General features: G+C 69.3%; 23 protein-coding genes. 13 read left to right on the forward strand and 10 right to left on the reverse strand.

The window, feature by feature from the left end; all coding sequences use genetic code 11:
• Positions 1 to 28 precede the first annotated feature (28 nt).
• Positions 29 to 982, forward strand: a complete 954-nt coding sequence (locus ACFWV3_RS39610) for a UDP-glucuronic acid decarboxylase family protein (protein ID WP_382419076.1) — start codon at positions 29 to 31, stop codon at positions 980 to 982.
• On the opposite strand, the gene ACFWV3_RS39615 is transcribed toward ACFWV3_RS39610, so the two are convergent.
• Positions 962 to 2,248 carry a UDP-glucose dehydrogenase family protein gene (locus ACFWV3_RS39615; protein ID WP_382419077.1) on the reverse strand — a complete coding sequence of 429 codons (1,287 nt, stop codon included), beginning with the start codon at positions 2,246 to 2,248 and terminating at the stop codon, positions 962 to 964. The genes ACFWV3_RS39610 and ACFWV3_RS39615 overlap by 21 nt on opposite strands.
• Positions 2,249 to 2,687: 439 nt before the next feature.
• Here ACFWV3_RS39615 and ACFWV3_RS39620 point away from each other — a divergent pair, with 439 nt between their 5' ends.
• On the forward strand, positions 2,688 to 3,062 hold the full coding sequence (locus ACFWV3_RS39620; RefSeq protein WP_382419078.1) for a hypothetical protein: 375 nt from the start codon (positions 2,688 to 2,690) through the stop codon (positions 3,060 to 3,062).
• Here ACFWV3_RS39620 and ACFWV3_RS39625 read toward each other — a convergent pair whose 3' ends face one another.
• A complete protein-coding gene (locus tag ACFWV3_RS39625) occupies positions 3,063 to 3,242 on the reverse strand; it encodes a DUF397 domain-containing protein (RefSeq protein ID WP_382419079.1) in 180 nt (59 codons plus the stop codon).
• A 2-nt stretch (positions 3,243 to 3,244) separates the two neighbouring features.
• Positions 3,245 to 4,057, reverse strand: coding sequence for a helix-turn-helix domain-containing protein (locus ACFWV3_RS39630; RefSeq protein WP_382419080.1), 813 nt, complete (start codon positions 4,055 to 4,057; stop codon positions 3,245 to 3,247).
• Between the two features lie 55 nt (positions 4,058 to 4,112).
• On the opposite strand from ACFWV3_RS39630, the gene ACFWV3_RS39635 reads away from it, so the two are divergent.
• Both ACFWV3_RS39635 and ACFWV3_RS39640 read left to right on the forward strand, forming a co-directional pair.
• Complete coding sequence (locus ACFWV3_RS39635) at positions 4,113 to 4,388, forward strand: hypothetical protein (protein ID WP_382419081.1); 276 nt, start codon at positions 4,113 to 4,115, stop codon at positions 4,386 to 4,388.
• A 65-nt stretch (positions 4,389 to 4,453) separates the two neighbouring features.
• On the forward strand, positions 4,454 to 4,798 hold the full coding sequence (locus ACFWV3_RS39640) for a hypothetical protein (protein WP_382419082.1): 345 nt from the start codon (positions 4,454 to 4,456) through the stop codon (positions 4,796 to 4,798).
• A gap of 94 nt (positions 4,799 to 4,892) precedes the next feature.
• Here the strand turns inward: ACFWV3_RS39640 and ACFWV3_RS39645 are convergent, their stop codons facing one another.
• Positions 4,893 to 6,674 carry a gamma-glutamyltransferase family protein gene (locus ACFWV3_RS39645; RefSeq protein ID WP_382419083.1) on the reverse strand — a complete coding sequence of 594 codons (1,782 nt, stop codon included), beginning with the start codon at positions 6,672 to 6,674 and terminating at the stop codon, positions 4,893 to 4,895.
• A 357-nt stretch (positions 6,675 to 7,031) separates the two neighbouring features.
• Here ACFWV3_RS39645 and ACFWV3_RS39650 point away from each other — a divergent pair, with 357 nt between their 5' ends.
• A complete protein-coding gene (locus ACFWV3_RS39650) occupies positions 7,032 to 7,790 on the forward strand; it encodes an SDR family NAD(P)-dependent oxidoreductase (protein ID WP_382419084.1) in 759 nt (252 codons plus the stop codon).
• Between the two features lie 24 nt (positions 7,791 to 7,814).
• Here the strand turns inward: ACFWV3_RS39650 and ACFWV3_RS39655 are convergent, their stop codons facing one another.
• Both ACFWV3_RS39655 and ACFWV3_RS39660 read right to left on the reverse strand, forming a co-directional pair.
• A complete protein-coding gene (locus tag ACFWV3_RS39655; RefSeq protein WP_382419085.1) occupies positions 7,815 to 9,425 on the reverse strand; it encodes a cyclic nucleotide-binding domain-containing protein in 1,611 nt (536 codons plus the stop codon).
• Between the two features lie 2 nt (positions 9,426 to 9,427).
• Positions 9,428 to 11,071: a TM0106 family RecB-like putative nuclease gene (locus ACFWV3_RS39660; RefSeq protein WP_382419086.1), complete on the reverse strand. Its 1,644-nt coding sequence runs from the start codon at positions 11,069 to 11,071 to the stop codon at positions 9,428 to 9,430.
• Positions 11,072 to 11,154: 83 nt separating this feature from the next.
• Between ACFWV3_RS39660 and ACFWV3_RS39665 the strand changes: the two genes are divergently transcribed.
• Complete coding sequence (locus ACFWV3_RS39665; RefSeq protein ID WP_382419087.1) at positions 11,155 to 11,589, forward strand: DUF6474 family protein; 435 nt, start codon at positions 11,155 to 11,157, stop codon at positions 11,587 to 11,589.
• On the opposite strand, the gene ACFWV3_RS39670 is transcribed toward ACFWV3_RS39665, so the two are convergent.
• Positions 11,567 to 13,246 (reverse strand): BCCT family transporter, encoded by a 1,680-nt coding sequence (locus tag ACFWV3_RS39670; protein ID WP_382419088.1) that lies wholly within the window; start codon positions 13,244 to 13,246, stop codon positions 11,567 to 11,569. The genes ACFWV3_RS39665 and ACFWV3_RS39670 overlap by 23 nt on opposite strands.
• Before the next feature lie 59 nt (positions 13,247 to 13,305).
• On the opposite strand from ACFWV3_RS39670, the gene ACFWV3_RS39675 reads away from it, so the two are divergent.
• From ACFWV3_RS39675 to ACFWV3_RS39690, 4 genes are read left to right on the forward strand one after another with little or no spacing between them, the layout of a single operon-like run.
• Positions 13,306 to 13,821: a hypothetical protein gene (locus ACFWV3_RS39675; RefSeq protein ID WP_382419089.1), complete on the forward strand. Its 516-nt coding sequence runs from the start codon at positions 13,306 to 13,308 to the stop codon at positions 13,819 to 13,821.
• 53 nt (positions 13,822 to 13,874) lie between these two features.
• Positions 13,875 to 14,609 (forward strand): YcnI family protein, encoded by a 735-nt coding sequence (locus tag ACFWV3_RS39680; protein WP_382419090.1) that lies wholly within the window; start codon positions 13,875 to 13,877, stop codon positions 14,607 to 14,609.
• Entirely contained in the window at positions 14,606 to 15,136 is a 531-nt protein-coding gene (locus ACFWV3_RS39685) for a copper resistance CopC family protein (RefSeq protein ID WP_382419091.1), read from the forward strand. The genes ACFWV3_RS39680 and ACFWV3_RS39685 overlap by 4 nt, the downstream gene beginning before the upstream one ends.
• Positions 15,133 to 16,152 carry a copper resistance D family protein gene (locus tag ACFWV3_RS39690; protein ID WP_382419092.1) on the forward strand — a complete coding sequence of 340 codons (1,020 nt, stop codon included), beginning with the start codon at positions 15,133 to 15,135 and terminating at the stop codon, positions 16,150 to 16,152. Before ACFWV3_RS39685 ends, ACFWV3_RS39690 begins: the two co-directional genes overlap by 4 nt.
• Here ACFWV3_RS39690 and ACFWV3_RS39695 read toward each other — a convergent pair.
• Positions 16,145 to 16,978: a LysR family transcriptional regulator gene (locus ACFWV3_RS39695; protein WP_382419093.1), complete on the reverse strand. Its 834-nt coding sequence runs from the start codon at positions 16,976 to 16,978 to the stop codon at positions 16,145 to 16,147. The genes ACFWV3_RS39690 and ACFWV3_RS39695 overlap by 8 nt on opposite strands.
• An 88-nt stretch (positions 16,979 to 17,066) precedes the next feature.
• Here ACFWV3_RS39695 and ACFWV3_RS39700 point away from each other — a divergent pair, with 88 nt between their 5' ends.
• Positions 17,067 to 17,786, forward strand: coding sequence for an SDR family oxidoreductase (locus tag ACFWV3_RS39700; RefSeq protein ID WP_382419094.1), 720 nt, complete (start codon positions 17,067 to 17,069; stop codon positions 17,784 to 17,786).
• A gap of 120 nt (positions 17,787 to 17,906) precedes the next feature.
• On the opposite strand, the gene ACFWV3_RS39705 is transcribed toward ACFWV3_RS39700, so the two are convergent.
• Positions 17,907 to 18,242, reverse strand: a complete 336-nt coding sequence (locus tag ACFWV3_RS39705) for a hypothetical protein (RefSeq protein WP_229905107.1) — start codon at positions 18,240 to 18,242, stop codon at positions 17,907 to 17,909.
• Between the two features lie 98 nt (positions 18,243 to 18,340).
• Entirely contained in the window at positions 18,341 to 19,723 is a 1,383-nt protein-coding gene (locus tag ACFWV3_RS39710) for a helix-turn-helix domain-containing protein (RefSeq protein ID WP_382419095.1), read from the reverse strand.
• A 219-nt stretch (positions 19,724 to 19,942) separates the two neighbouring features.
• On the opposite strand from ACFWV3_RS39710, the gene ACFWV3_RS39715 reads away from it, so the two are divergent.
• Together ACFWV3_RS39715 and ACFWV3_RS39720 are read left to right on the forward strand one after the other, a co-directional pair.
• Complete coding sequence (locus ACFWV3_RS39715) at positions 19,943 to 20,206, forward strand: hypothetical protein (protein WP_382419096.1); 264 nt, start codon at positions 19,943 to 19,945, stop codon at positions 20,204 to 20,206.
• A 13-nt stretch (positions 20,207 to 20,219) separates the two neighbouring features.
• Positions 20,220 to 20,579, forward strand: coding sequence for a hypothetical protein (locus ACFWV3_RS39720; protein ID WP_030480258.1), 360 nt, complete (start codon positions 20,220 to 20,222; stop codon positions 20,577 to 20,579).
• The last annotated feature ends 430 nt before the right edge of the window (positions 20,580 to 21,009 follow it).

Genomic DNA, 21,009 nt, shown 5'->3' on the forward strand with positions numbered 1-21,009 from the left:
TGTCCCTGGGGAGGGGTTGGTTCACGCCATGCGCGCAGTGGTCACCGGTGGTGCAGGTTTCATCGGATCGCACCTGGTAGACGCGGTGCTCGACCGCGGGTGGTCGGTCGTGGTCGTGGACGACTTCTCCTCAGGACTGACGGAGAACGTCACGAGGTACGCGGACGAGCCGCGCTTCGAGTTCATCGAGGCGGACATCTGCGGCGAGTGGACCGTCGAGGGTCCCGTCGACCTCGTGCTGAACTTCGCCTCCCCCGCGTCGCCGCCGAAGTTCCTCGAACGTCCGCTGGAGACGCTGGAGGTCGGCTCGACCGGCATGAAGAAGGTCGCCGAGCTGGCGATCGCGAAGGGCGCGCGGCTGATCCAGGCGTCGACCAGCGAGGTCTACGGCGAGCCGCAGGTGCACCCGCAGCCCGAGGAGTACTGGGGCAACGTCAACCCGATCGGCCCGCGCAGCGTCTACGACGAGTCCAAGCGCTACGCCGAGGCGATGCTCGGCGCGTACCACCGCATGGGCCTGCTCGACGTCGGCATCGTGCGGATCTTCAACACCTACGGCCCGCGCCTGCACGCGACGGACGGCCGGGTGGTCTCGAACTTCGTGCACCAGGCGTTGAGCGGCAAGCCGTTGACCGTCTACGGCACGGGCAAGCAGACCCGCAGCTTCTGCTACGTCGGCGACCTGGTCCGCGGCATCTTCGCGCTCGCGGACCTCAAGGGCGAGCTCGGCCCGGTCAACCTCGGCAACCCGGTCGAGATCACCGTGCTGGAGCTGGCGCAGATCGTCGGCGACCTGACCGGCGTCTCGGTCAGCCTGGAGTACTCGGACCTGCCGACTGACGACCCGACCCAGCGCAAGCCGGACATCGGCCGCGCGCGGGAGCTGCTGGGCTGGGAGCCTCAGGTCGCCCTGCGCGACGGCCTGACCAAGACCATCGAGTGGTACTCGGCGAACTCGGCGCTAACGACCGACTCCGTGTGACGTGAGGCCGGCGCGCGTCAGGACGTCGACGTCGAGCAGGTTGCGGGTGTCCACCACGACCTGACCGGTCATCGTCCCGGCGAGCGCCGCCCAGTCGAGCGAGCGGAACTGCGGCCACTCGGTCAGCACGACGAGAGCGTTGGCGTCCTTCGCGGCCTGCTGCACGTCGTCGACCACCGTCACGTCGTCCGTGACGCCCTCGACCTGCTGCGGGATCGCCGGGTCGTACGCGACCAGCTCCGCTCCCTCGGCCTTGAGCATCCCGGCGATCTTCAACGCCGGCGAGTCGCGCAGGTCGTTCGTGCCCGCCTTGAACGCGAGCCCGAGCAGGCCGAGCTTCTTGCCCTTGAGGTCGCCGCCCACGGCGTTCGCGACCTTGCTGATGATCAGCCGGCTCTGCTTCTCGTTGGTGTTGATCGTGGCGCTGAGCAGCTCGAACTCGTGACCCGCGGCCTCGGCGATCTGCAGCAGCGCGTGGGTGTCCTTGGGCAGGCACGACCCGCCCCAGCCGGGACCGGGCTGCAGGAACGACTGCCCGATGCGCTGGTCGAAGCCCATGCCCTCGGTGACGTTCGCGATGTCCGCGCCGAGCCGTTCGCACAGCTCGGCCATGGCGTTGACGTAGCTGAGCTTCATGGCGAGGAAGCAGTTGGCGCTGTACTTCACGAGCTCGGCGCTCGCGGCGTCCATGAGGACCGTCGGCGCGCCCAGCCGGGCATAGAGAGCACTGACCCGTTCGGCCGCGTTCTGGGCGTCGGAGCCCACGACGATCCGGTCCGGGTGCATGAAGTCCTTGACCGCGCTGCCCTCGCGCAGGAACTCCGGATTGCTCGCGACGAACACGTCGTCGCGTTGGAGGAGCTCCAAGACGCGGGCCGCCGTGCCGACCGGGACCGTCGACTTGTTGACGACGACGGTGCCGGGCGCGAGCAGGTCCTTCATCTCGGCGACCGCGGCCTCGACGGCCTTCAGGTCGGCCGCGCCGCCCTCGCCCATCGGCGTCGGCACGCACAGGAAGACGACCTCGGCGTCCTCCACGGCGTTGCGCACGCCCACGACGAACTCCAGCCGCCCCGCGGCGAGTCCCTCCTGGACGAGCTCGGGCAGGCCGGGCTCGAAGATCTGCACCTCGGCCCTGCGGAGCTGCTCGACCTTCTTCTCGTCGATGTCCGCGCAGACGACCTGGTGCCCCAGCGACGCGAGGCAGGCGGCCGACGTGAGGCCCACGTACCCGGCCCCGACCACCGCAACCCGGCGAACGAACATCCTCGAACCGCCCTTGATCAGCGCGAACAGTTGGAAGTCGATCGTCGCACAGCAGCCGCCGGAACCGACGTGGTTTGACGGAGCCGTGAGATCTCTCGCAGGTGTTCTGTGAAAAACGCGAGTTGATCCGACTTGCAACCGTGGAAGAGTGCTACACGTCTACTTCGGGTGTAGGTCACCCACTCGGAGGCTATGATGTGGATCAGCGTGACATTAGTCACATTGGGCGGTCTGGCGTTCCTGACGCGAACCGTAGCGGCCGTCCTGGCCGTTTCCCCCTCCAAGAAGGGAAGCGATTACCCTCAGCCACAAGCGTCAGCCAATTGAGATAACTCTTTCGGCCTACGCCTTACGACGAACTTCGACTTACCGTACGATCCTTTCGGGTCGTATGACTGAACGGTCACTCCAAAGGTGACCTCACAGGGGTAGGTGCGCCATGGACCACGCACTGAGCAAGGTCATCGAGCTGCGCGAGAACGGGTTTCAGTTCCTTCACCTGAGGGACGACGCCGGGCAGCTCGACCGCATCATGGCGTTCAAACAGCGCAGAGGGTTCATCGACTCGATCCTGTTCTGGTCCGAGACCGAGGCGCGCGCAGGACGTCTGCCTGCGGTTCGCGACTCGGCCCGGCCCGCTCAGGCCGTGTGGATCTACGAAGGTCCGTTGGTCGAGGCCGTCGACCGGCTGCTCGACCTCCCGGAACCCGGCGCCCGCAACGCTCCGGCGCTCATGAAGGCGACAGCTTCTGACCTCGCCGTCGTGACAACGCTGCCGTTCAAGCTGAAGCTCCCGCCGGGAGCCATCGCCTAGTTACTTGTTTTCGAGGTCGCCGCGCTTTATGGCGCCGATGAACGCTGCCCATTCGGGCGCGGCGACCGAGGAATTCGCCCGGTTTTTGGAGTCGCGCACACGCGCGCCCGAACCAGTCAACGCAACTTCAACGCAGTTGCCGCCACTGCCACCACCACTACGGCTGCTCTTGCGCCACATACCTACCTCTCGGCAGCCAACCTCTCGATCCATCCGGCGGACTCATTGGGAGTCAACGCCAGCTTCGAGAGGTTCTTGAAGACCAGGTTAGCGATCCGGACCCGCTCGGGATCCTCGATGTGGATCGAACCGGCCATGTACTCGATGTACAAGACCTGAGGATCGCCCGCGAACGGCAGGTCCAGAAGCGCGAACGATCCGAACTGGCCGTCGTGCGAGCCAGCGGAGTCCAACAGGACCTGGATGGTCACGTTCGGCAGACGCCCCATCTCGACGAGGTGCAGCAACTGTTCGCGATCGGCACCCCTGAGGACTGGCTCGGCGATGATCGCGTGGTACTCGAGCGGGTCGTCACTCACCAGCCGGCGCTGGCGCCGCTGGCGGACCGCGATGTCGTTGTCGACCGACTTCTTGGATCGCTGGATCGTCGTGCTGCCGAAGACGTTGCGCATGTACCGCACCGACTGCAGCTGTCCCGGGATGAATCCCAGCGAGAACTCGCGAACATGCGAAGCGTCGTGCTCCAGGCTGATGTAGCCCTGGTCGTCCAGACCGAACGGACGCCACCAGCCCTTTTCCTTGGCCAGCCTCCACATCTCGATGTAGGGCACCTCGTCGTCGCCGATCACGCCGTAGAGGTCGAGCATCGCGCGCAACGCGTGGATGTCGGGCAGCTGGCCGTTCTCGATGCGACTGACCTTGGGGACGTTGTAGTTCAGACGGTCCGAGGCTTCCTTCTGGCTCATTCCGGCCCGCTCGCGCAGCAGTTGGAGCGCCTCGCCCAGGCGCCGCTGCCGGTAGGTGGGTTCCGCCACGGTCCAAACGGTACGGACGTGATCCGGACTTCGAGATTCTCACCCCACGGGTGCGGTGAGGAACGTGCTGGTCATGGACCACTTCCACCGCATCGAGTACCACCGCCGCAAGCCCGGCGGTGCGCTGGACCTCGAACTGGTCGAAGAAGTCGTCGACCATGGTTGGTACATAAAGAAAGGCGAGGAGTGGCGGCGGCGCTACACCCTCGAATGCGCGTACGACTTCCTCGCGCGGACCGAGACGAGGGCCGGCACGTTCGCCGTCTCGGTGTGGCGCGGGAAGGACCGGGTCTGCACGGTCGGGATGGAGTGGAGTCCCACCAAGGGATGAAGAAGTTCCCTCGCCTGAGTTACGCAGCTTGATGTAGGGGCCCCGAACACGGGACGTTCGCGCCCATGAACCTCAGGAAGACCGTCGCGGGGGCCGCCGTGGCCCTCGGCAGCGCCACCGTCATGCTCGGCCTGGGTGGCGTCGCGCACGCCGACACCGTGGACGCGACCGCGCACACGATGCCCGACCTCGGTGGCCAGCTCGGTGACGTCGCGACCGTGGGCGACCTCGCGAAGGTCGACACCGCGGACGTCAACGGCAAGATCCAGGCCGTCAACGCACAGGACGCGGACGTGACCGCGCTCGTGGAGAACGTCGACGCGGGCGGCACCGGTCTGCCGGCCGCCACGCTGCTCGGCTACGACCAGCCCGACCAGCCGTGGCACGGTCTGGCGCACGCCGACATCTGATCCAACCAGTACTTCCTGGCCGGGGCGGCGCCCGATTCCCTCCCCCTCGAATCGGGCGCCGTTCCTCTTTTCCGCAGTGCTCCGGCGGTGTGGCTCAGCGGCCTGCCGCGTACCCCTGGGCGCCGCGCGGGTTCGCCCCGGCGCGCAGGAGTCCGTCCGCGGAGTCCCTCGCCACGGCCGACATCCGGCCGAGGGTCCACTCGCCGGCGTCCACGACCTGGTGGCCACGCGATCGCAACGCATCCAGGACGTCCACCCCGGCGCGTGACTCGACGACCAGCTCTCCCGGCGTCCAGGCGCGCGGGTAGAACGAGCTCGGGAACGCGTTCGAGTGCCACATCGGCGAGTCGATGGCTTCCTGGAGGTTCAGGCCCGCCCGGTGGGCCAGCCAGAAGCCGAGCTGCCACTGGTCCTGCTGGTCACCGCCCGGCGTGCCGAACGCGAGCGCGGCCTCGCCGTTGCGCAGGGCCATCGACGGCGACAGCGTGATCCGCGGGCGCTTGCCGGGGGCCAGCGAGTTCGGCAGACCCTCGTCCAGCCAGAACATCTGGGCGCGGCTGCCGAGGCAGAACCCGAGCGACGGGATCGTCGGCGACGACTGCAGCCAGCCGCCGGACGGGGTCGCGGAGACCATGTTGCCCCAGCGGTCCACGACGTCGACGTGCACGGTGTCGCCACGGGTGGCGCCGGACCGTTCGACCGTCGGCTCGCCGATCGCGCCCGTCGCGGCGAGCGGTCCGGCTTCGGCGCCGCGCAGGATGTGGTTGGGCAGCAACGGTTCCCGGCCGTTCGGCGAGCCCGGCCGCAGCTCCATCGACGCGGTGTCGGAGATCAGCTTGCGGCGTTCGTCGGCGTAGGCCCGCGAGACCAGGGTCTCCAGCGGGACGTCGTTGACATCGCCGTACCAGGCCTCGCGGTCGGCGAACGCCAGCTTCGCGGCCTCGACGGCGAGGTGGATCGTCTCGGCGGTCGGCTTGCCGTCCACATAGGACAGGTCGTGGCCCTCCAGCAGCCGGAGCTGTTGCGCCAGCACGGGTCCCTGCGTCCAGGCGCCGGCCTTCACGAGCGACCACTCGTCGAAGTCGACGATCAGGGCGTCCTCGTACGAGGCCTCCCAGCCGGCCATGTCGGCGCCGGTGAGCACACCGGCGTGGTCGCGGCCGGAGTCGTCGCGGAACTCGGTGCGGAAGAACTCGTCGACCTGCGCGGCGACGAACCCCTGCGACCAGGCCCGGCGCGCGGCCTCGATCTGGGCCTCGCGGTCGGAGCCCGCGGCCTCACCGGCGGCGAGCAGCCACTCCCAGGTGTCGGCGAGCTTGGGGTTGCGGAACCGGCCGCCGGGAGCCGGGAGCACACCACCGGGCATCCACTGCGCGGCGGAGGAGGGCCAGTGGTCGCGGAAGAGGTCCTGGACCAGCGAGATGGTGTGGACGGCCCGCTCGACGAGCGGGAACCCGTCGCGCGCGTAGCCGATCGCCTTGTCGAGCACCTCGCGCAACGTCTTGGTGCCGTGGTCGCGCAGGAGGGTGAGCCATCCGTCCCAGGCGCCGGGCACGGTCGCGGCCAGCAGACCGCTGCCGGGCACCAGTTCGAGGCCCAAGCCGGTGTAGTGCTCGATCGTCGCTCCTGCGGGCGCGACGCCCTGCCCGTTCAGCACGCGCGGGTTGCCACCGGCGGGCGCGAAGATGATCGGGACCTCGCCGCCGGGGCCGTTGAGGTGCGGTTCCACGACCTGGAGGACGAAGCCGGCGGCCACCGCCCCGTCGAAGGCGTTGCCCCCGTCCTCGAGTACAGCCATGGCCGCCGCGGAGGCCAGCCAGTGGGTCGAAGCGACCATGCCGAAGGTGCCGACGAGTTCGGGACGCGTGGTGAACACGTCCTTAAAGGTATGCGACGCTAACTAAATTGCGTGACCCCGAGTGACGCATGCCCCACCCCCGAACGGAGTAGCAGGTCGCAAGCCCAGGGCAGCCCCGAGACCGGGTACGACTTTGGTCGTAGCGACCCGTGACAGATCTCCTACCAGAGGCCTACCTGCGCGGCCGATGTTTCGATCTTGGTCAAAAGGCACAGTTCAAGGCATGGGAATACTGGCTGTCGCGACCATCTTCATCGGCCTCGCGTTCGTGGCGGCGGTGCCTCTCGTGGCGCTTCTCCACTGGTCCGACCGCTGAGTTCGAGGTAACGAGCGTTAACCTCCTCGCGAGCAGCTCGCTTCGAGGAAGGTGAAGGCATGGAGATCTCGGGTACCGCGGCCATCGTCACCGGTGGCGCGTCCGGTCTCGGCGGCGCGACCGCCCGTGCGCTGGCGGCGCGGGGAGCGCAGGTGTTCGCGCTCGACCTGCCCGGCGCCATCGAGAAGGCCGAGGCCGTCGAGAACGTCACCTACCTGCCGGCCGACGTGACCTCGGGCGAGGAGGTCCAGGCCGCCGTCGACACCGCGGCGGGCTCCGGCGCCCCGCTGCGCATCACCGTCAACTGCGCGGGCATCGGCCCGTCGACCCGCACGGTCGGCAAGGGCGGCCCGCACGACCTCGACCTGTACCGCAAGGTCATCGAGGTCAACCTCATCGGCACGTTCAACGTGCTGCGCCTGGCCGCCGCCGCGATGGGCAAGACCGAGGAGCTGGAGCACGGCGCCCGCGGCGTCATCATCAACACCGCCTCCATCGCCGCGTTCGACGGCCAGATCGGCCAGGTCGCCTACGCCTCGTCCAAGGGCGGCGTCGTGGGCATGACCCTCCCGGCCGCGCGCGACCTCAGCAACGTGGGCATCCGCGTGCTGACCATCGCACCCGGCATCGTCGACACCCCGATGCTGGCCACGGTCTCGGACGAGTTCCGCGCCGGGCTCGCTGCCGGGGTGCCGTTCCCGAAGCGCCTCGCGCAGCCGGGCGAGTACGCGCAGCTCGCGGTCTCGCTCGTGGAGCACGACTACCTCAACGGAGAGGTCATCCGGATGGACGGCGCTCTCCGCATGGCTCCTCGCTAGCGTCCTGCGCCGGGCCGTGCGGCGTCAGTCGTGCGGCTCGGCCTTCGGGTGGACGTGGATGTCGCCCGCGAGGTGGTCGATCTGGAACACGGTCCCCGTGTTGGTGCCGACCTGGTTGAGCGTGCTGCCCGGCCGCTCCGGCTCGGTCGCCGCCGTGGTCAGCGCCTCGTGCAGTGCCGCTCGCTGGGTCGGCTCCAGCTCGTCGACGCCCCGCGCGCTGATCCACAGCACCTTCACCACCTGGCTGCGCACCGCGTACCGCGCCGACTTCCTGACGAGGAAGCGGGGCAGGTTGACCCACAGCACCGGGAAGTCGCTGCCCCGCAGCTGCCGTCCGCCGATCTCCAGCGCGCCCCCGGCCAGGATGTAGATCCCCTTGGCCTTCGGGGCCTCCACGTCGTCCAGGGACAGGTGGAGCAACCGGCTCAACGTGATCAGCTCGACGTGGCTGCGCATCGACGCGAGCGTCTCGTCCCACTCCCGCTCGCCGCTGCTGAGCGGGCCGTCCCGTTCGGCTCCGAGCAGGTACGGCGCGTTGTCGCTGACGTGTTGCAGCGCCCGGTAGTTGATGAACGAGGCGACGTCCCGCGCGGCGACGGACCCGACCGGCGCGTTCGACAACAGGCGCACGTCCTCGTACCTGAAGGACAGCAACGCCACGTCGGTCAACGCCACGAGGTCCGCCGTGCGCTCGCGGTTCAGGGCGTAGGCGAGCTCACCGACGATCTCGCCGGGGTGGTGGGTGTGCAGGGCCTCGACGGCGCCCTCGCCCTCGGAGTTGAAGACGCCGACCTCGCCGCGCAGGATCACGAACAACGAGTCGCCGGGGTCGCCGAACCGGCAGACGAACTCGCCGCGCCGGCGTTCCACGAGCTTGCCCAGCCGCAGCATCTCGGTCAGCTCGTCGCGGTCGGACTGCCCGAGGAACGGGTTGAGCAGCTCCTTGCCCGTGTACCTGTCGGTGAACGTGAGCTTCGGCGGCTCGACCGCCTGCTCGACGCAGCGCTTCACCGCGAGGTCGTTCGAGCTGACCTGCCAGATCCGCTTGGCGCGGTAGAGGATGTCCCAGCTGCTGCCGTCCGCGACCGCCCGGTGCAGTGCCGTGTGGTCGCTCTCGAGGGAGGTGCCCCAGGAAGACCTGAGCGGGCCGATCGACATCAGGTGCACCAGGTGCAGCCTGCGGTCGTTGCCGAGCAGCCGCTGCGGGTCGTGGAACTCGATCCCGGTTTCCCGGCTCACCGCCCGGCGGAAGCCGTCCGTGGCGACGATCCCGTCGTCCATCCGTTCGAGCAGTGCGCCGGCGTCGTTGATCCCCGCCCCGACCGGCTGGACGCCGCCGCTGGCACCGGTGATGTGCCGGACTTCGCCGCGGTGGCAGGTGATGCGCAGCGGCACCCGTGCCTCGAGCGACCACTCGCGCAGCCGGACGACGAGGTCGAGGACCGGCTCCTCCCACGCCTCCTGCCAGAAGAGGACGTGGCCGCCGTCGCCGCCGGAGGTCCAGACGACTTCGTCACCGAGGAAGTCCGCGACGATGCCGTTGATCGCCGTGACTCGTGCAACCTGCACGGGCTCCTCCGCTGTGGAGTGCCCGACGATGTCGCACGACACGATGGTGACGAAGTCGGTCTCCACCGCTACAGATCTCCCGCGTACGGCAGGCGTTCCATGGCGTCCGACGTCATCCACTCGCGCAGGCGGTGGGTGGCCCGGACGTCGTCCTCGTTGTACTCCAGCAACCGCTGCCGCTGCTCGACGTCGAGCGGGTCGCCGTTCAGCGCGACCGCGGCCCGGTACCAGCGCATCGAGTTCTCGCCGCCCGCCTCCGGGTCTCGCCAGGAGAAGCCCGCGACCGGCGCGATGATCTTCAGGCCCTTGCCGTGGGCGCACAGGAACTGCTCGCGGACGATGCCGAACAGGTCGACCCAGGAGTCGGAGTTGATGAACTCCTTGACCTGCGCGATGGTCGGGATGCCCGGCTTGCCCGCGAACCGTTCCGCCGACGCCAGGAGCCAGCGGTTCTCCGCCAGTTCGTTGTAGCAGTAGGCCTTGAACGACAGGCCGCGTGCCTTGGCGCGCAGGCGGACGCCGGTCAGCCAGGTCCAGAACTCGGCGAACGAACGGGCCTCGTCGTCGCACGGCAGCGCGTCCCACGTCACGAAGGCGCGGTAGCCGTGCGGTTCGTCGATGTCCTTGCCGGACAACAGGCAGCCCCACATGTACGCGCCCAGGTCGCCGAAGCTCTCCATGTCGACGTCGACCTCGACATCCGCGCGCGGCACGTTCATCTCGGGCACGCGGCGCACCAGCGTCAGGTCGCGCAGCCAGGCGCGGGCCAGCACCACGGCGTCGCCGAACGGCATGCCGACGAGCTGGATCGGGCCCTCGGCCCCGGGGTCGAGCTCCGCCAGCTCGTCCACAGTGGACAGACCGATCCTGCGCAACGCCACGGCGTCCTCGCCGCGCACGACGAGGCTGACGTCGCGGCCCTGCTTGAGCTCCGTGTCGCAGGTCGGCCACCACGGGCACGTCTTGCAGTCGACGATCCGGGACGGACGCGCGAGCGGTTCGTTCCGGTTCGCCGCCGCCAGCGCGACGGAGAGCCGGTCGGAGAACCGGGCGTCGTACTCGGCCAGCGCCGTGCGGCCGCCGGGCCACGTCGGTGCTTCCAGGTCGTGCCACAGCACGACGTCCGCGTCCATGCCGATCACGCCACCGGTCGCACGGCCGCTGCGGGCGTACCCGGCGGCCTGCAGCTGGCGCTGGGCGTGGGCGAGCCTGAGCTGGTCACGCGGCTGGGGACGGACCTTGCGCAACGGGTCGGTGCGGCTGCCGTCGGGCAACGGCATGGTCAACGGGCTCGTCTTCGCGCCGTGACCGGGGTCGGTGATCTTGTGCCGGACCACGAGCACCGGCACGTACCCGGTGGTGTCCTTGACCAGCAGGTCGATTCCGCCCCGGCGGCCCCCGCGCGGATCACGCGGCAGGGCGGCACCCCAGATGTAGGGCGCGCCCATCTCCATCGCGGCCAGCGTCACGCGTTCCCGGTCCGCGCTGCGCACGTCCGGTCCGTTCGGCACCTCGAAGAGGTTCGAGCCGACGATTCTGCCGAGAGCGTCCGCCACCGCACGACGGTGGTTCGTCGCGTCCGCTTTCCGTTGTTCCGAAGCCGGATCCGGCGCCGCCTTGGGAGCGTCGCGCATGTCCGGATCGTTTTCGAGGTGCACCCGCCGCCGACAACGAGTGACCACGCCGGCGTCTAGCTGCACCTGGGAAGTCACAGGATGCAGCGTATGTCGCGCGTCGAGGAGATGTGTCGGCAACCTGGGCAGTAAGTTCGTCGTGACGGAGGAGGTGTACCCGAATGGCGCGCAAGGCGAAGACCGGATTCACGCCCAGCAGGGCCAAGAACCTGGTCGGTGTCGCGAAGGTGGTGGCTCCCGCGCTCATTCCGGTGCTGGCCCCGGTGATCGCCCGCGGAGCTGGGGTTTTGAGCGAGCAGTACGACCGGTACCGGGCGCGCAGGCTCGGCATCGACGTCGCGGACATCGGCAAGTACTCCGGTTACGGTGCCCGGCTGCACGCGCGGATTGTCGGTTTTTCGGAGTCGCTGGAGACCTTGCGGACTTCTGATTCCGATTGGGTTTCGAAGACCGAATCGCGACTGGCGCAGTTGCTCGCGGCCGTGCGCGCTTCCGAACGCATGCCGACGGCCCGGCGCAAAGCAGCGCACCGGGCCGTCGCGACCGATCTGGAGATGTTGGAGCAGGAACTGCTCAGGCGTCTGAACGTGCGCTGACGTCCGAGCGCGTATCGGCACGCGGCTGGACGTCCGGGGTCTTCCCGGTCACCTCGGCCACGGCCTTGACCGCCGCCTCCTCGACCACCTGACCGGGGTCGAGGTGGGCGGTGACCTCCTCCATCACCTCGGCCACGCGTTCCTCGCGCCGGATCATCGGGTCCGAGCGCAGGTCCTTGGCCAGCGAGACGCACAACCCGACCATCACGACCATGAACGGCAGCGCCGCGATGATCGTCAGGTTCTGCAGGCCCGTCAGCGCGTTCGACCCGCCGACGAGCAACATCACCGCGGCGACGGCACCGGTCAGCACGCCCCAGAAGATCACCACGGGCTTCTTCGGCTCGATGGTGCCCTCCTGCGAGAGCGTTCCCATCACGATCGACGCGGCGTCGGCACCGGACACGAAGAAGATCGCCACCAGCACCATCACCACGACGCCGGCGACGGCCGCCAGCGGGAACTGGTCCAGCAGCGAGAAGAGCTGAGACTCCGGAGTGGACTGACCGGCGAGGTCGACGCCGTTGCGCTGCTCGAAGATCGCCGTGCCACCGAGGATCGCGAACCACACCAGCGACACCGCGGACGGCACCAGGATCACGCCGGCCACGAACTGCTCGATCGTGCGGCCGCGCGAGATGCGCGCGATGAACATGCCGACGAACGGCGTCCAGGAGATCCACCACGCCCAGTAGAAGATCGTCCAACCGGACAGCCACGTCTCCGTCGCGTCACCACCCGAGGCGGCGGTGCGGCCGGCCATGTTGGCGAGCTCGCGGAAGTAGTCGCCCAGCGCGGTCGGCACCAGGTTGAGGATGAAGATCGTCGGGCCGACGACGAACAGGAACAGCGCCAGCACGACGGCCAGCACCATGTTGATGTTCGACAGCCACTGGATGCCCTTCGCGACCCCCGACACGGCCGACGCGACGAACGCCACGGTCAGCACGGCGATGATCGCGACGAGCACGCCCTTGCCGACGCTGCCCGCCCAGCCGGCCGCCTCCAGCCCGCTCCCGATCTGCAGGGCACCGAGACCCAGCGACGCGGCCGAGCCGAAGAGCGTCGCGAAGATCGCCATCACGTCGATGGCCCTGCCCCAGCCGGACGCGGCACGGCGGCCGAGCAGCGGGGCGAACGCGGAGCTGATCAGCGACGAACGGCCGCGGCGGAAGCTGCTGTAGGCGATGGCGATGCCGACGATGGCGTAGATCGCCCACGGGTGCAGCGTCCAGTGGAAGAGCGTGGTGGCCATCGCGGTCTCGAGGGGGTCGCCCTCGGTGCCGGGCGGCGGCTTCACGTAGTGGGTGAGCGGCTCGTTGACGCCGTAGAACATCAGCCCGATGCCCATGCCGGCGCTGAACATCATCGCGACCCACGAGACGGTCTTGAACTCGGGTTTCTCGTCGTCGCGGCCCAGCGGGATCTTGCCGTAGCGGCTGAACGCGAGCCACAGCGCGAAGACGACGAACCCGGAGGCCGAGATCACAAAGGCCCAGCCTAGGTTCTGGATGATCCAGCCGAGCGCCGCCTTCGAGGCGGCTGCCAGGCTGTCGGTACCGACGATCCCCCAGGTCACGAACGCAAGCGTGAGACCTGCGGCAACGCCGAAAACAACCCGGTCGGTTCGTCCCGGCCTGTCGCATTGAACGGTCATGCGGCCCGGGATACCCACTGGTAGACCTGTCCAAACTCCTCCGATTACCCTCAATCCCCGTGAGCACCCGGACGAGTGAGTTGCGCACCCTTCGCGGTGCCGTGCTCGCGCTGACGTCCGCCGCGCTCACGATCACCGCCCACGGGCTGGGCGGTGGCGAGCTGTCCGAGTTCATCCACGCGCTGCCGCTGGTGGTGCTGATCGCGTTCGCGGCGGCCTCGCTCGCCGACAAGCGCACGGGGAGGCTCTCGGTCATGGCCGGCCTCGGCACGGCCCAGCTCGCGCAGCACCTGCTGCTGACGTGGGTCAACCACGAGCACACGAACACGCTGACCTGGCCGATGCTCGCGGCGCACGTCGTCGCCGCGGTGCTGACCGGCCTGCTGCTGTTCCACGCCGAGACCGCGCTGTTCAGGCTGATCGCCGCCGTCACCCGCCTGATCCCCCGCAGGCTCACGCCGCTGCCCGCCACCCGGCCGGTGCGGACGTTCACCAGCACGCCGTACGTCCGGAACGCGCACTTCCTGGACCTGACGCGCGCGAATCGGCGGCGCGGCCCACCCATCGGCTCCTGATCATCCGTATCCCCCTGTAGCACTCCCCCTTGGCAATCAGGAGCCACAACTTCATGTCGACCAACCGATTCGGCGTGCGCACGCTCGCCGTCGTCGCCGTTGCCGGGTTCGCCGTGCTCGGCACCCCGGCCATCGCCTCCGCCCACGTCAGCGCCCAGCCCTCCGAGTTCACGCAGGGCGGCCGCGCCACGTTCGCGTTCCGCGTCCCGAACGAGCGGGACAACGCCGGCACCACCAAGATCGAGGTGACCCTCCCGCAGGACACCCCGCTCACGTCGGTGCGCACCAAGCCCCTGACCGGCTGGAAGGCCGAGGCGGTCAAGGGCAAGCTCGAGAAGCCCGTGACCGTCGCCGGCAAGGAGGTCACCGAGGCGTTCACCTCGATCACCTGGACCGCCGACCCCGGTGTGAAGATCGGCGTGAACCAGTACGAGGACTTCCAGGTCGCCCTCGGCACGCTGCCGGAGAAGGACACGCTGCTCCTCCCGGTGAAGCAGACCTACGAGAGCGGCGAGGTCGTCGACTGGGCGCAGCCCGCCGGCGCCGACGGCAAGGAGCCGGAGCACCCGGCGCCCGTGCTGAAGCTCGCCAAGAAGGCCGCCGGTGGCGACGACCACGGCCACGGCGCGGACCCGGCTGCCAACGCCGCCGCCGGTGACACGCACGAGGCGTCCGCCGCCGGTTCCGACTCCACGGCCCGCTACCTCGGTGGCGCCGGTCTGGCCGTCGGTGCGCTCGGCCTCGGCTTCGGTGTCGGCGCGATCCTGCGTTCGAGGCGCAAGGCATGAAGCGCGCTCTGGTCGCGTTCCTGTTCGCTGGTGCGGCCGTGCTCGCCACGGCCGCCCCCGCGGCGGCGCACAACGCACTGATCGGCAGCGACCCGAAGGACAAGACCTCGCTGGAGGCGGGTCCGTCGTCGGTCACGCTGACGTTCGACCAGGACGTGCAGGGTGGTCAGGGCATCAACACGATCTCCGTCGTGGACGCGAACGGCGGCCACTACGAGGTCGCGGGCGACCCGACGATCAAGGACACCGCGGTCTCCGCGAAGGTGAACGCGCTCGGCAAGGCCGGGGAGTACAAGATCGGCTACCGCATCCTGTCCGCGGACGGCCACCCCGTGTCCGGTGAGCTGACGTTCACGCTGACCAAGGACGGCACGGGCACGCCCACCACGCCGGCGAACGCGGACACGGCCTCGGGCAGCGAGGGTTCCGGCGGAGGCCTGCCCGTCTGGGTGTGGATCGTCGGCGCCGTCGTGCTGCTCGGCGGTGGCGTGTTCTTCGCCCTGCGCGGCGGGGGCGCGAAGGAATGAGCGAGGTCCGGACCGCCGTCCCCACCCACTACCGCGTGCTCGCCGGGCTGGTCCTCGGCGCGCTCGCGGGCATCGTGCTCGGCCTCGCGCTGGCACCACCCGTCGTGGTCGCCGGGGTCGTCGACGCCGGGGCGGCGGTCCGGTACGGCCTTCCGGTCACCCGGGTGCTGCTCGACGTCTCGGCGACGGTCGTCGTCGGGCTGTCGATCCTGCCGAAGCTGCTCGGGTTCAACCGGCCCGCGCACACCGAACCGGTCATGCGGATCGCCCGGCCGGCCGCGGTCGCCGCCGCCGCGGTGTGGGTCGTCACGGCGTTGCTGTCGATCGTCCTGCAGGCCGCCGAGCTGCGGCCGGGCAGTGACGTCAGCATCGGCAACGCCGTCGACTACATCGCTTCGGTCGGTGCCGGGAAGGGCCTGCTGTTCAGCGCCTCCTGCGCGCTGGTCTACGTGCTGATCGGCGTGCTGGCGGTGCGCAGCGGCGAGTCCGTGCCCGCCGAGCTGCGGATCCTCGTCTCGATGTTCGGGCTGCTGCCGATCCCGGTGACCGGGCACGCCTCCAACTGGAAGTACCACGACTACTCGATGGTCTCCATGGAGCTGCACGTGCTGGGTGCCGCGGCGTGGACCGGCGGGCTCGGGGCGTTGATGGCGCTGGTCGCCTACCGCAAGGGGCTGCTGGCGATCGCGCTGCCGAAGTTCTCCCGGATCGCGACCGTCAGCCTGGTCGTCGTCGCGGTGACCGGCCTGTTCAACGGGTTGCTGGAGCTGGTCCTCAACCCCGTCGTGCCGTTCCCGCAGTCGTTGGTCACGACCGGCTACGGCTTGTTGTTCCTCGGCAAAGCCGTGTGCGCCGGCCTGATCGCGTTGCTCGGCGCGCACATCCGCTGGCGGTTGCTGCCGCGGATCTCCCAGCACGAGGTCACCGCGATCGTCCAGTGGGCGGTCCTCGAGGTGACGATCATGGGCGTCGCCTTCGGGCTCGCCGTCGTCCTGAGCCGCGCGCCCGTCAACTGAAGCCCGTCGCGACCCTGACCAGGTCGGCGAGCGCTCGCGACCGGCTGTGCGGTGGCCACGCGATCACCGTGGTCACCTCCTGCGCGTCGACGAGCGGCACGGCGACCAGCCCTTCGAGCAACCCACCGCGGATGATCTCGGGCAGCACCGCGACGGCACGGCCGAGCGCGATCGTCTGGAGCAGCTGGGCGATGGTCCGCACCTCGACGCCGGGTCCGTCCGGGTAGCTGCCGTCGGGACCTGGCCAGCGCGCGAGCTCCGGCAACGCGGTCACCTCGGCCACCGTCAGCCTCGACGCACGGGCCAGCGGGTGCGCGCTCGGCATGACCGCGACCTGGCCCTCGGTGCTCAGCACCTCCACGTCGAGCCCGGTCGTCAGGTCGTACGGCTGGTGCAGCAGCGCCACGTCCGCGCGTCCGTCGAGCAGCGGGCCGCGGACGTTCGACTCGACGAGCAGCAGCTCGACGGGGACGGCACCGGGTTCGGCGGCGTAGGCGTCGAGGAGCTTCGCGAGCACCTCACCGGCACCGGCGGCCTTGGCGACCAGCACCAGCGACGGCCGGGCGGTGGCCGCTGCCCTCGTCCGGCGTTCGGCTGCCGCGACCGCGCCGAGGATCGCCCTGGCCTCGGCGAGCAGGGTCGCGCCCGCGTCGGTGAGCGAGACCCTGCGGCTGGTGCGGACCAGCAGGTCGACGCCGAGCCGGTGTTCGAGCTGGGCGATCGTGCGCGACAGCGGTGGTTGGGCGATGCCGAGGCGGTCGGCAGCGCGGCCGAAGTGCAGCTCTTCCGCGACGGCGACGAAGTACCGGAGCTCCCGTGTCTCCACGACGTCCACGGTATCCATACCGGCCGGGTATCGCTGCGACACCGAAGCGGTGTTGGTCCTGAGGGCTCTCCCGACCACGATCGACTGCATGAGCGAACAGACGATTGCGCTGGTCACAGGCGCGAACAAGGGCATCGGGTACGAGATCGCGGCGGGCCTCGGCGCGCTGGGCACGACCGTCGGCATCGGCGCGCGAGACCCTCGACGTGGCGAGGAGGCGGCGGCGAAACTGCGGGCGGACGGCGTGGACGCGTTCTTCGTGCCGCTGGACGTGACCGACGACGAGAGCGTGGCCTCCGCCGCGGCGTTGGTCGAGGAGCGGTTCGGCCGCCTGGACGTGCTGGTCAACAACGCGGGCATCGCCGGCGAGTGGCCCACGGCGCCCTCCGCGGCGACCCCGGCGGTCCTCGGGAAGGTCCTGGACACCAACGTGATCGGCGTCGTCCGGGTCACCAACGCCATGGTGCCGCTGCTGAGGCGGTCCGCCCGGCCGCGGATCGTCAACCAGTCGAGCCACCTGTCGTCGTTGACGCTGCAGACCTCGCCCGAGGTCGACTTCGGTGACGTCGACGGGGTCTACATGCCGTCGAAGACGTTCCTGAACGCGGTGACCGTGCAGTACGCCAAGGAGCTGACGGGGATCAAGATCAACGCCTGCTGCCCCGGGTACGTCGCGACCGACTTCAACGGGTTCCAGGGGCACGAGACGCCGGCGGACGGCGCGAAGATCGCGGTCAGGCTGGCGACCCTGGACGACGACGGTCCGACCGGCGGCCTGTTCGACAACGCCGGGACCGTGCCCTGGTGACGAAGACCCTGGTGGCGAGGGCCCTGGCGGACCGGGACGAATGTTCAACGTGAAACATCCACAAAATCCGACACACTCGGTGAGTGGTCCGATCAGCGCGACGAGCTGCGCACGAACGGATTAGTCGGTGATCAGTCGCGCTGAAGATTCCTCGCGCATCCGCGCCAGGCGGTTCATCGTCCGCTGACCGCGGCGGTCCAGCTCGCGGCTGTCGATCCAGCCGTTGGCGTAGTAGCGGTAGTCCTGCGCCAACGCCACGAGCTCGGCGAGGTAGTCGGCGGACCGCCGCCGTCGCTCCTCGTCGAACCCCGCCAGCAGCGGCAACTGGGTGTCCACCACCTCGTCGAGCAACTGCGCGGACCGCAGCGCTCTCCTGGAACGCCACCTCCGTGTAAGGCTCACGCGCCGCACCTCGTCCTTCGCCCCGACCTGCCGCACCTTAGGCGTGGATTGCACGCCCGTCGATGCTGCATTCGTGTGCGAAGGTCCCCGCGTTACCGGTTCGTGTCCCACACCATCCGAAAGTGGTGCTATAGGACCCAAACGAGACGGGATCAGGCTGCCGTGTCGGCTCCGGTGAACCGGGCGACGCGGTCCGCGAGCTCGCGGGCCTCGGGGTTGTTGCGGCGCTTGTCGGCCTCCTGGCGCAGGGGTTCCATGCGCTGCTTCGTGCGCACCGACTTGAGGCTTTCGGACAGGTCGACGGCCTGGCGGCCGACCTTGGCGCCGTGGTCGATGTCACCCTCGAGCAGGTGGTTGATCGCCATCGACGTCAGGTTGAACGACCGGCTGCGGGCGTACTCGTCGCCGAAGTTGTTGATCGCCTTGGACAGCGCCGGGATGGCGGTCCGCGTGTACTTGGCATCCACCGTCTGGGCCAGCTCCGTGTGCACCGTGCCGATCATGGACGAGAGGTCGATCTCGTTGAAGAACTTGGCCCAGGCGGGGGCTTCGGCGACGTTGGCGCGGGAGAACTCGTCCCGAGCGCGGCCGAGCAGCTTGAGCGCCTGCTCGTCGGAGCCCATCTTCGCGTAGGCCCACGCCTCGTTCGCGCAGAGGATGCCGACCGCCAGCTCGGAACCGGAGTTCTGCGCGGCCAGCTGACCCAGCTGGAACACCTTGAGCGCGTCGTCCGGCGCGTTCTGGTGCAGGTACACGCGGCCCATGCGGTACAGGATGTTCGCCATCAGCGCCTCGTTCTCGCCCTGCTTGGCGAGGTCGAGCGCCTGCCCGAAGTGGTTGCGGGCGGAGTCCATCAGGCCCGTGTCGAACGACGTCCAGCCGGCCAGGTTGTGCAGGTCGGCCAGCGCGACGTAGAGGCGCTGGCGCACGATGTCCGTGGAGCTCGCGCCGAGCATCTGCTGTCCCCAGGACAGCTGGGCGACCACGGCGTCGCGGCAGGAGCCGCCGCCGTACTGGTAGTCGAGCGCGCGCAGTGCCCGCGTCGCCGCTTCGACCTGGCGCACATCGGTCATGCCGATGCGGCCCGGAGCCGGAGTCTGTGTGGGGTGAGAGACCCACGACCCGGAGTCCGCTCCGAACACGGCCGCGCCGACTGTCACGGCGGCGGCGTGCGCGAGGAACTTCCGACGCTTCACCGACTCGTCCTCCTCAGGATGGGGTGAGTCCGCGGTCGCGGCCACCCGTACTGCCGTTGTCTCGTCATAGGCGAGACCCATGTATCCACGTGGGACACCCAGGCCCATGGCGATCCTGGTCAGGACGTCGTAGGCCATCACCTGGCGTCCCTTGAGAATCTCCGAGACCTCGGACTGCGACTGCCCAGTGAGCGCCGCGATCTGGCGCTGGGACACGCCGTGCCGGCGGAGCAGCCGGTAAACCGAGCTGATCTCTCGCCGAGCCAGTGCGTCCCGCATCTCCTGGTGGTCCCACACCTCGGCGGGGATCGGAGAGCCCTGGGAACTCATGGTGTTCATCGCGCACCCTCACAGTCCGTTGGGCGTCATCGGCAGACTAGGGGCAGGTCCCCGAGCCCGAGAAGTCCTCTTCGGCGAGGCTGATCGGCCCTGCCGAACACCGCTTACCGCTCACCGTAAGACTCCCACCGGTCAGCGCTGTGACGTCCCGTTCCGACATGAATCATCGCAATCTGGAGTCCGGTAAGCGAGTGAGCACGGAGAGGAACGACCAATCAGATGGACAGCTCCTCCACGTACTCCACCTCCATTGTGGAGACGGGTGACCCCGACTCCACATGGCGCGGCACGACCGGGCAACGTCGGACGTGGCAGATCAGCTGCGGCGACGTGGTCGAGAGGGACCGCCAGCTCACGGTGAAGGTGGTTCAGGGCCAAGTGGTCCTGGTCGGACCACCCGGTGAGACGGCAGTCTTGTCCTACGACCAGCTCGTACAGCTCAGGGCCGCGCTACGCGAAGCCGCCGACCAGGCGGAAAGGTGACGGTGACGTTTCGATGGACGCGATCCTCGGACAGGTTCTTCGCAACGCTGTGTGGGAACGCCTCGACCTGCTCACGGAGCTGGCGAGCCGCGCTGACGCCCCGTCCCTCCTGTCGGTGGCTCGATCCGAGCTCCCTCGGCTGACCGAGGGATGGCGTGCTCTGCTGGCAGCGCACGAGCCGGACGAGAAGGGCAACTGCCCCGAATGCTCCGGCCGCTGGCGCCAGCAGAAGTCACCGTGCTCGGTGTGGCGCGCCGCGTACGAACACCTGGTTGCGGGCGGACTCGCCCCGCGCCCGGCTCGCCACCTGCGCGAGGCCCCGGTGACCCCTCCTGTCACCAGGTCCCGCCGCGCGGTGGCTCGAGCCCACTAACGGGCGTTTGCGACCGACCTGGCGTCCCCCCGACACGACCAGGTCAGCAAACCGCCTACTGACCGGTGGCTCGCGATGTGCGAACCCCCGACCGCGACATCGCGAGCCCCGGTCAGCTTTACAACTCCACAGATTCCCGCGGGCCGGTGACGTGCACCCACCCTCCCCGACCGTCGTCGGTCCGCGGTCACCAACCACGGCCCCTGTCTGCACCTCCCGCGCAGATGGGGGCCGTTTTCACGCTCGCCGCCGGGGTGGTTTTCACGCCCGACTCGGGGTCGTTGCACGCCCGCATCGGGGGCCGTTGCACGCTTCCGCAGGGGTCCCCCCGCGAAGGCAGGGTCCCGGCAAAGTCATTTTGGCTTGTCAGGTGGGGATTCCGAGGAGTTGGAGTGGTCGGGTGGGGTTGCGGGCCATGGCTCGTAGCCCT

The sequence above is a fragment of the Lentzea sp. NPDC059081 genome, assembly GCF_042738015.1.
In the GTDB taxonomy this organism is placed as follows: domain Bacteria; phylum Actinomycetota; class Actinomycetes; order Mycobacteriales; family Pseudonocardiaceae; genus Lentzea.

Bases quoted from the DNA above. Each gene is read 5' to 3' on its own strand.
- ACFWV3_RS39685 (WP_382419091.1), top strand. From the start codon at position 14,606: ATGAAGCGCGCTCTGGTCGCGTTCCTGTTCGCTGGTGCGGCCGTGCTC.
- ACFWV3_RS39650 (WP_382419084.1), top strand. From the start codon at position 7,032: ATGGAGATCTCGGGTACCGCGGCCATCGTCACCGGTGGCGCGTCCGGT.
- ACFWV3_RS39715 (WP_382419096.1), top strand. From the start codon at position 19,943: ATGGACAGCTCCTCCACGTACTCCACCTCCATTGTGGAGACGGGTGAC.
- ACFWV3_RS39625 (WP_382419079.1), bottom strand. From the start codon at position 3,242: ATGTGGCGCAAGAGCAGCCGTAGTGGTGGTGGCAGTGGCGGCAACTGC.
- ACFWV3_RS39615 (WP_382419077.1), bottom strand. From the start codon at position 2,248: ATGTTCGTTCGCCGGGTTGCGGTGGTCGGGGCCGGGTACGTGGGCCTC.
- ACFWV3_RS39690 (WP_382419092.1), top strand. From the start codon at position 15,133: ATGAGCGAGGTCCGGACCGCCGTCCCCACCCACTACCGCGTGCTCGCC.
- ACFWV3_RS39640 (WP_382419082.1), top strand. From the start codon at position 4,454: ATGAACCTCAGGAAGACCGTCGCGGGGGCCGCCGTGGCCCTCGGCAGC.
- ACFWV3_RS39680 (WP_382419090.1), top strand. From the start codon at position 13,875: ATGTCGACCAACCGATTCGGCGTGCGCACGCTCGCCGTCGTCGCCGTT.
- ACFWV3_RS39670 (WP_382419088.1), bottom strand. From the start codon at position 13,246: ATGACCGTTCAATGCGACAGGCCGGGACGAACCGACCGGGTTGTTTTC.
- ACFWV3_RS39610 (WP_382419076.1), top strand. From the start codon at position 29: ATGCGCGCAGTGGTCACCGGTGGTGCAGGTTTCATCGGATCGCACCTG.
- ACFWV3_RS39665 (WP_382419087.1), top strand. From the start codon at position 11,155: ATGGCGCGCAAGGCGAAGACCGGATTCACGCCCAGCAGGGCCAAGAAC.
- ACFWV3_RS39720 (WP_030480258.1), top strand. From the start codon at position 20,220: ATGGACGCGATCCTCGGACAGGTTCTTCGCAACGCTGTGTGGGAACGC.
- ACFWV3_RS39620 (WP_382419078.1), top strand. From the start codon at position 2,688: ATGGACCACGCACTGAGCAAGGTCATCGAGCTGCGCGAGAACGGGTTT.
- ACFWV3_RS39710 (WP_382419095.1), bottom strand. From the start codon at position 19,723: ATGAACACCATGAGTTCCCAGGGCTCTCCGATCCCCGCCGAGGTGTGG.
- ACFWV3_RS39700 (WP_382419094.1), top strand. From the start codon at position 17,067: ATGAGCGAACAGACGATTGCGCTGGTCACAGGCGCGAACAAGGGCATC.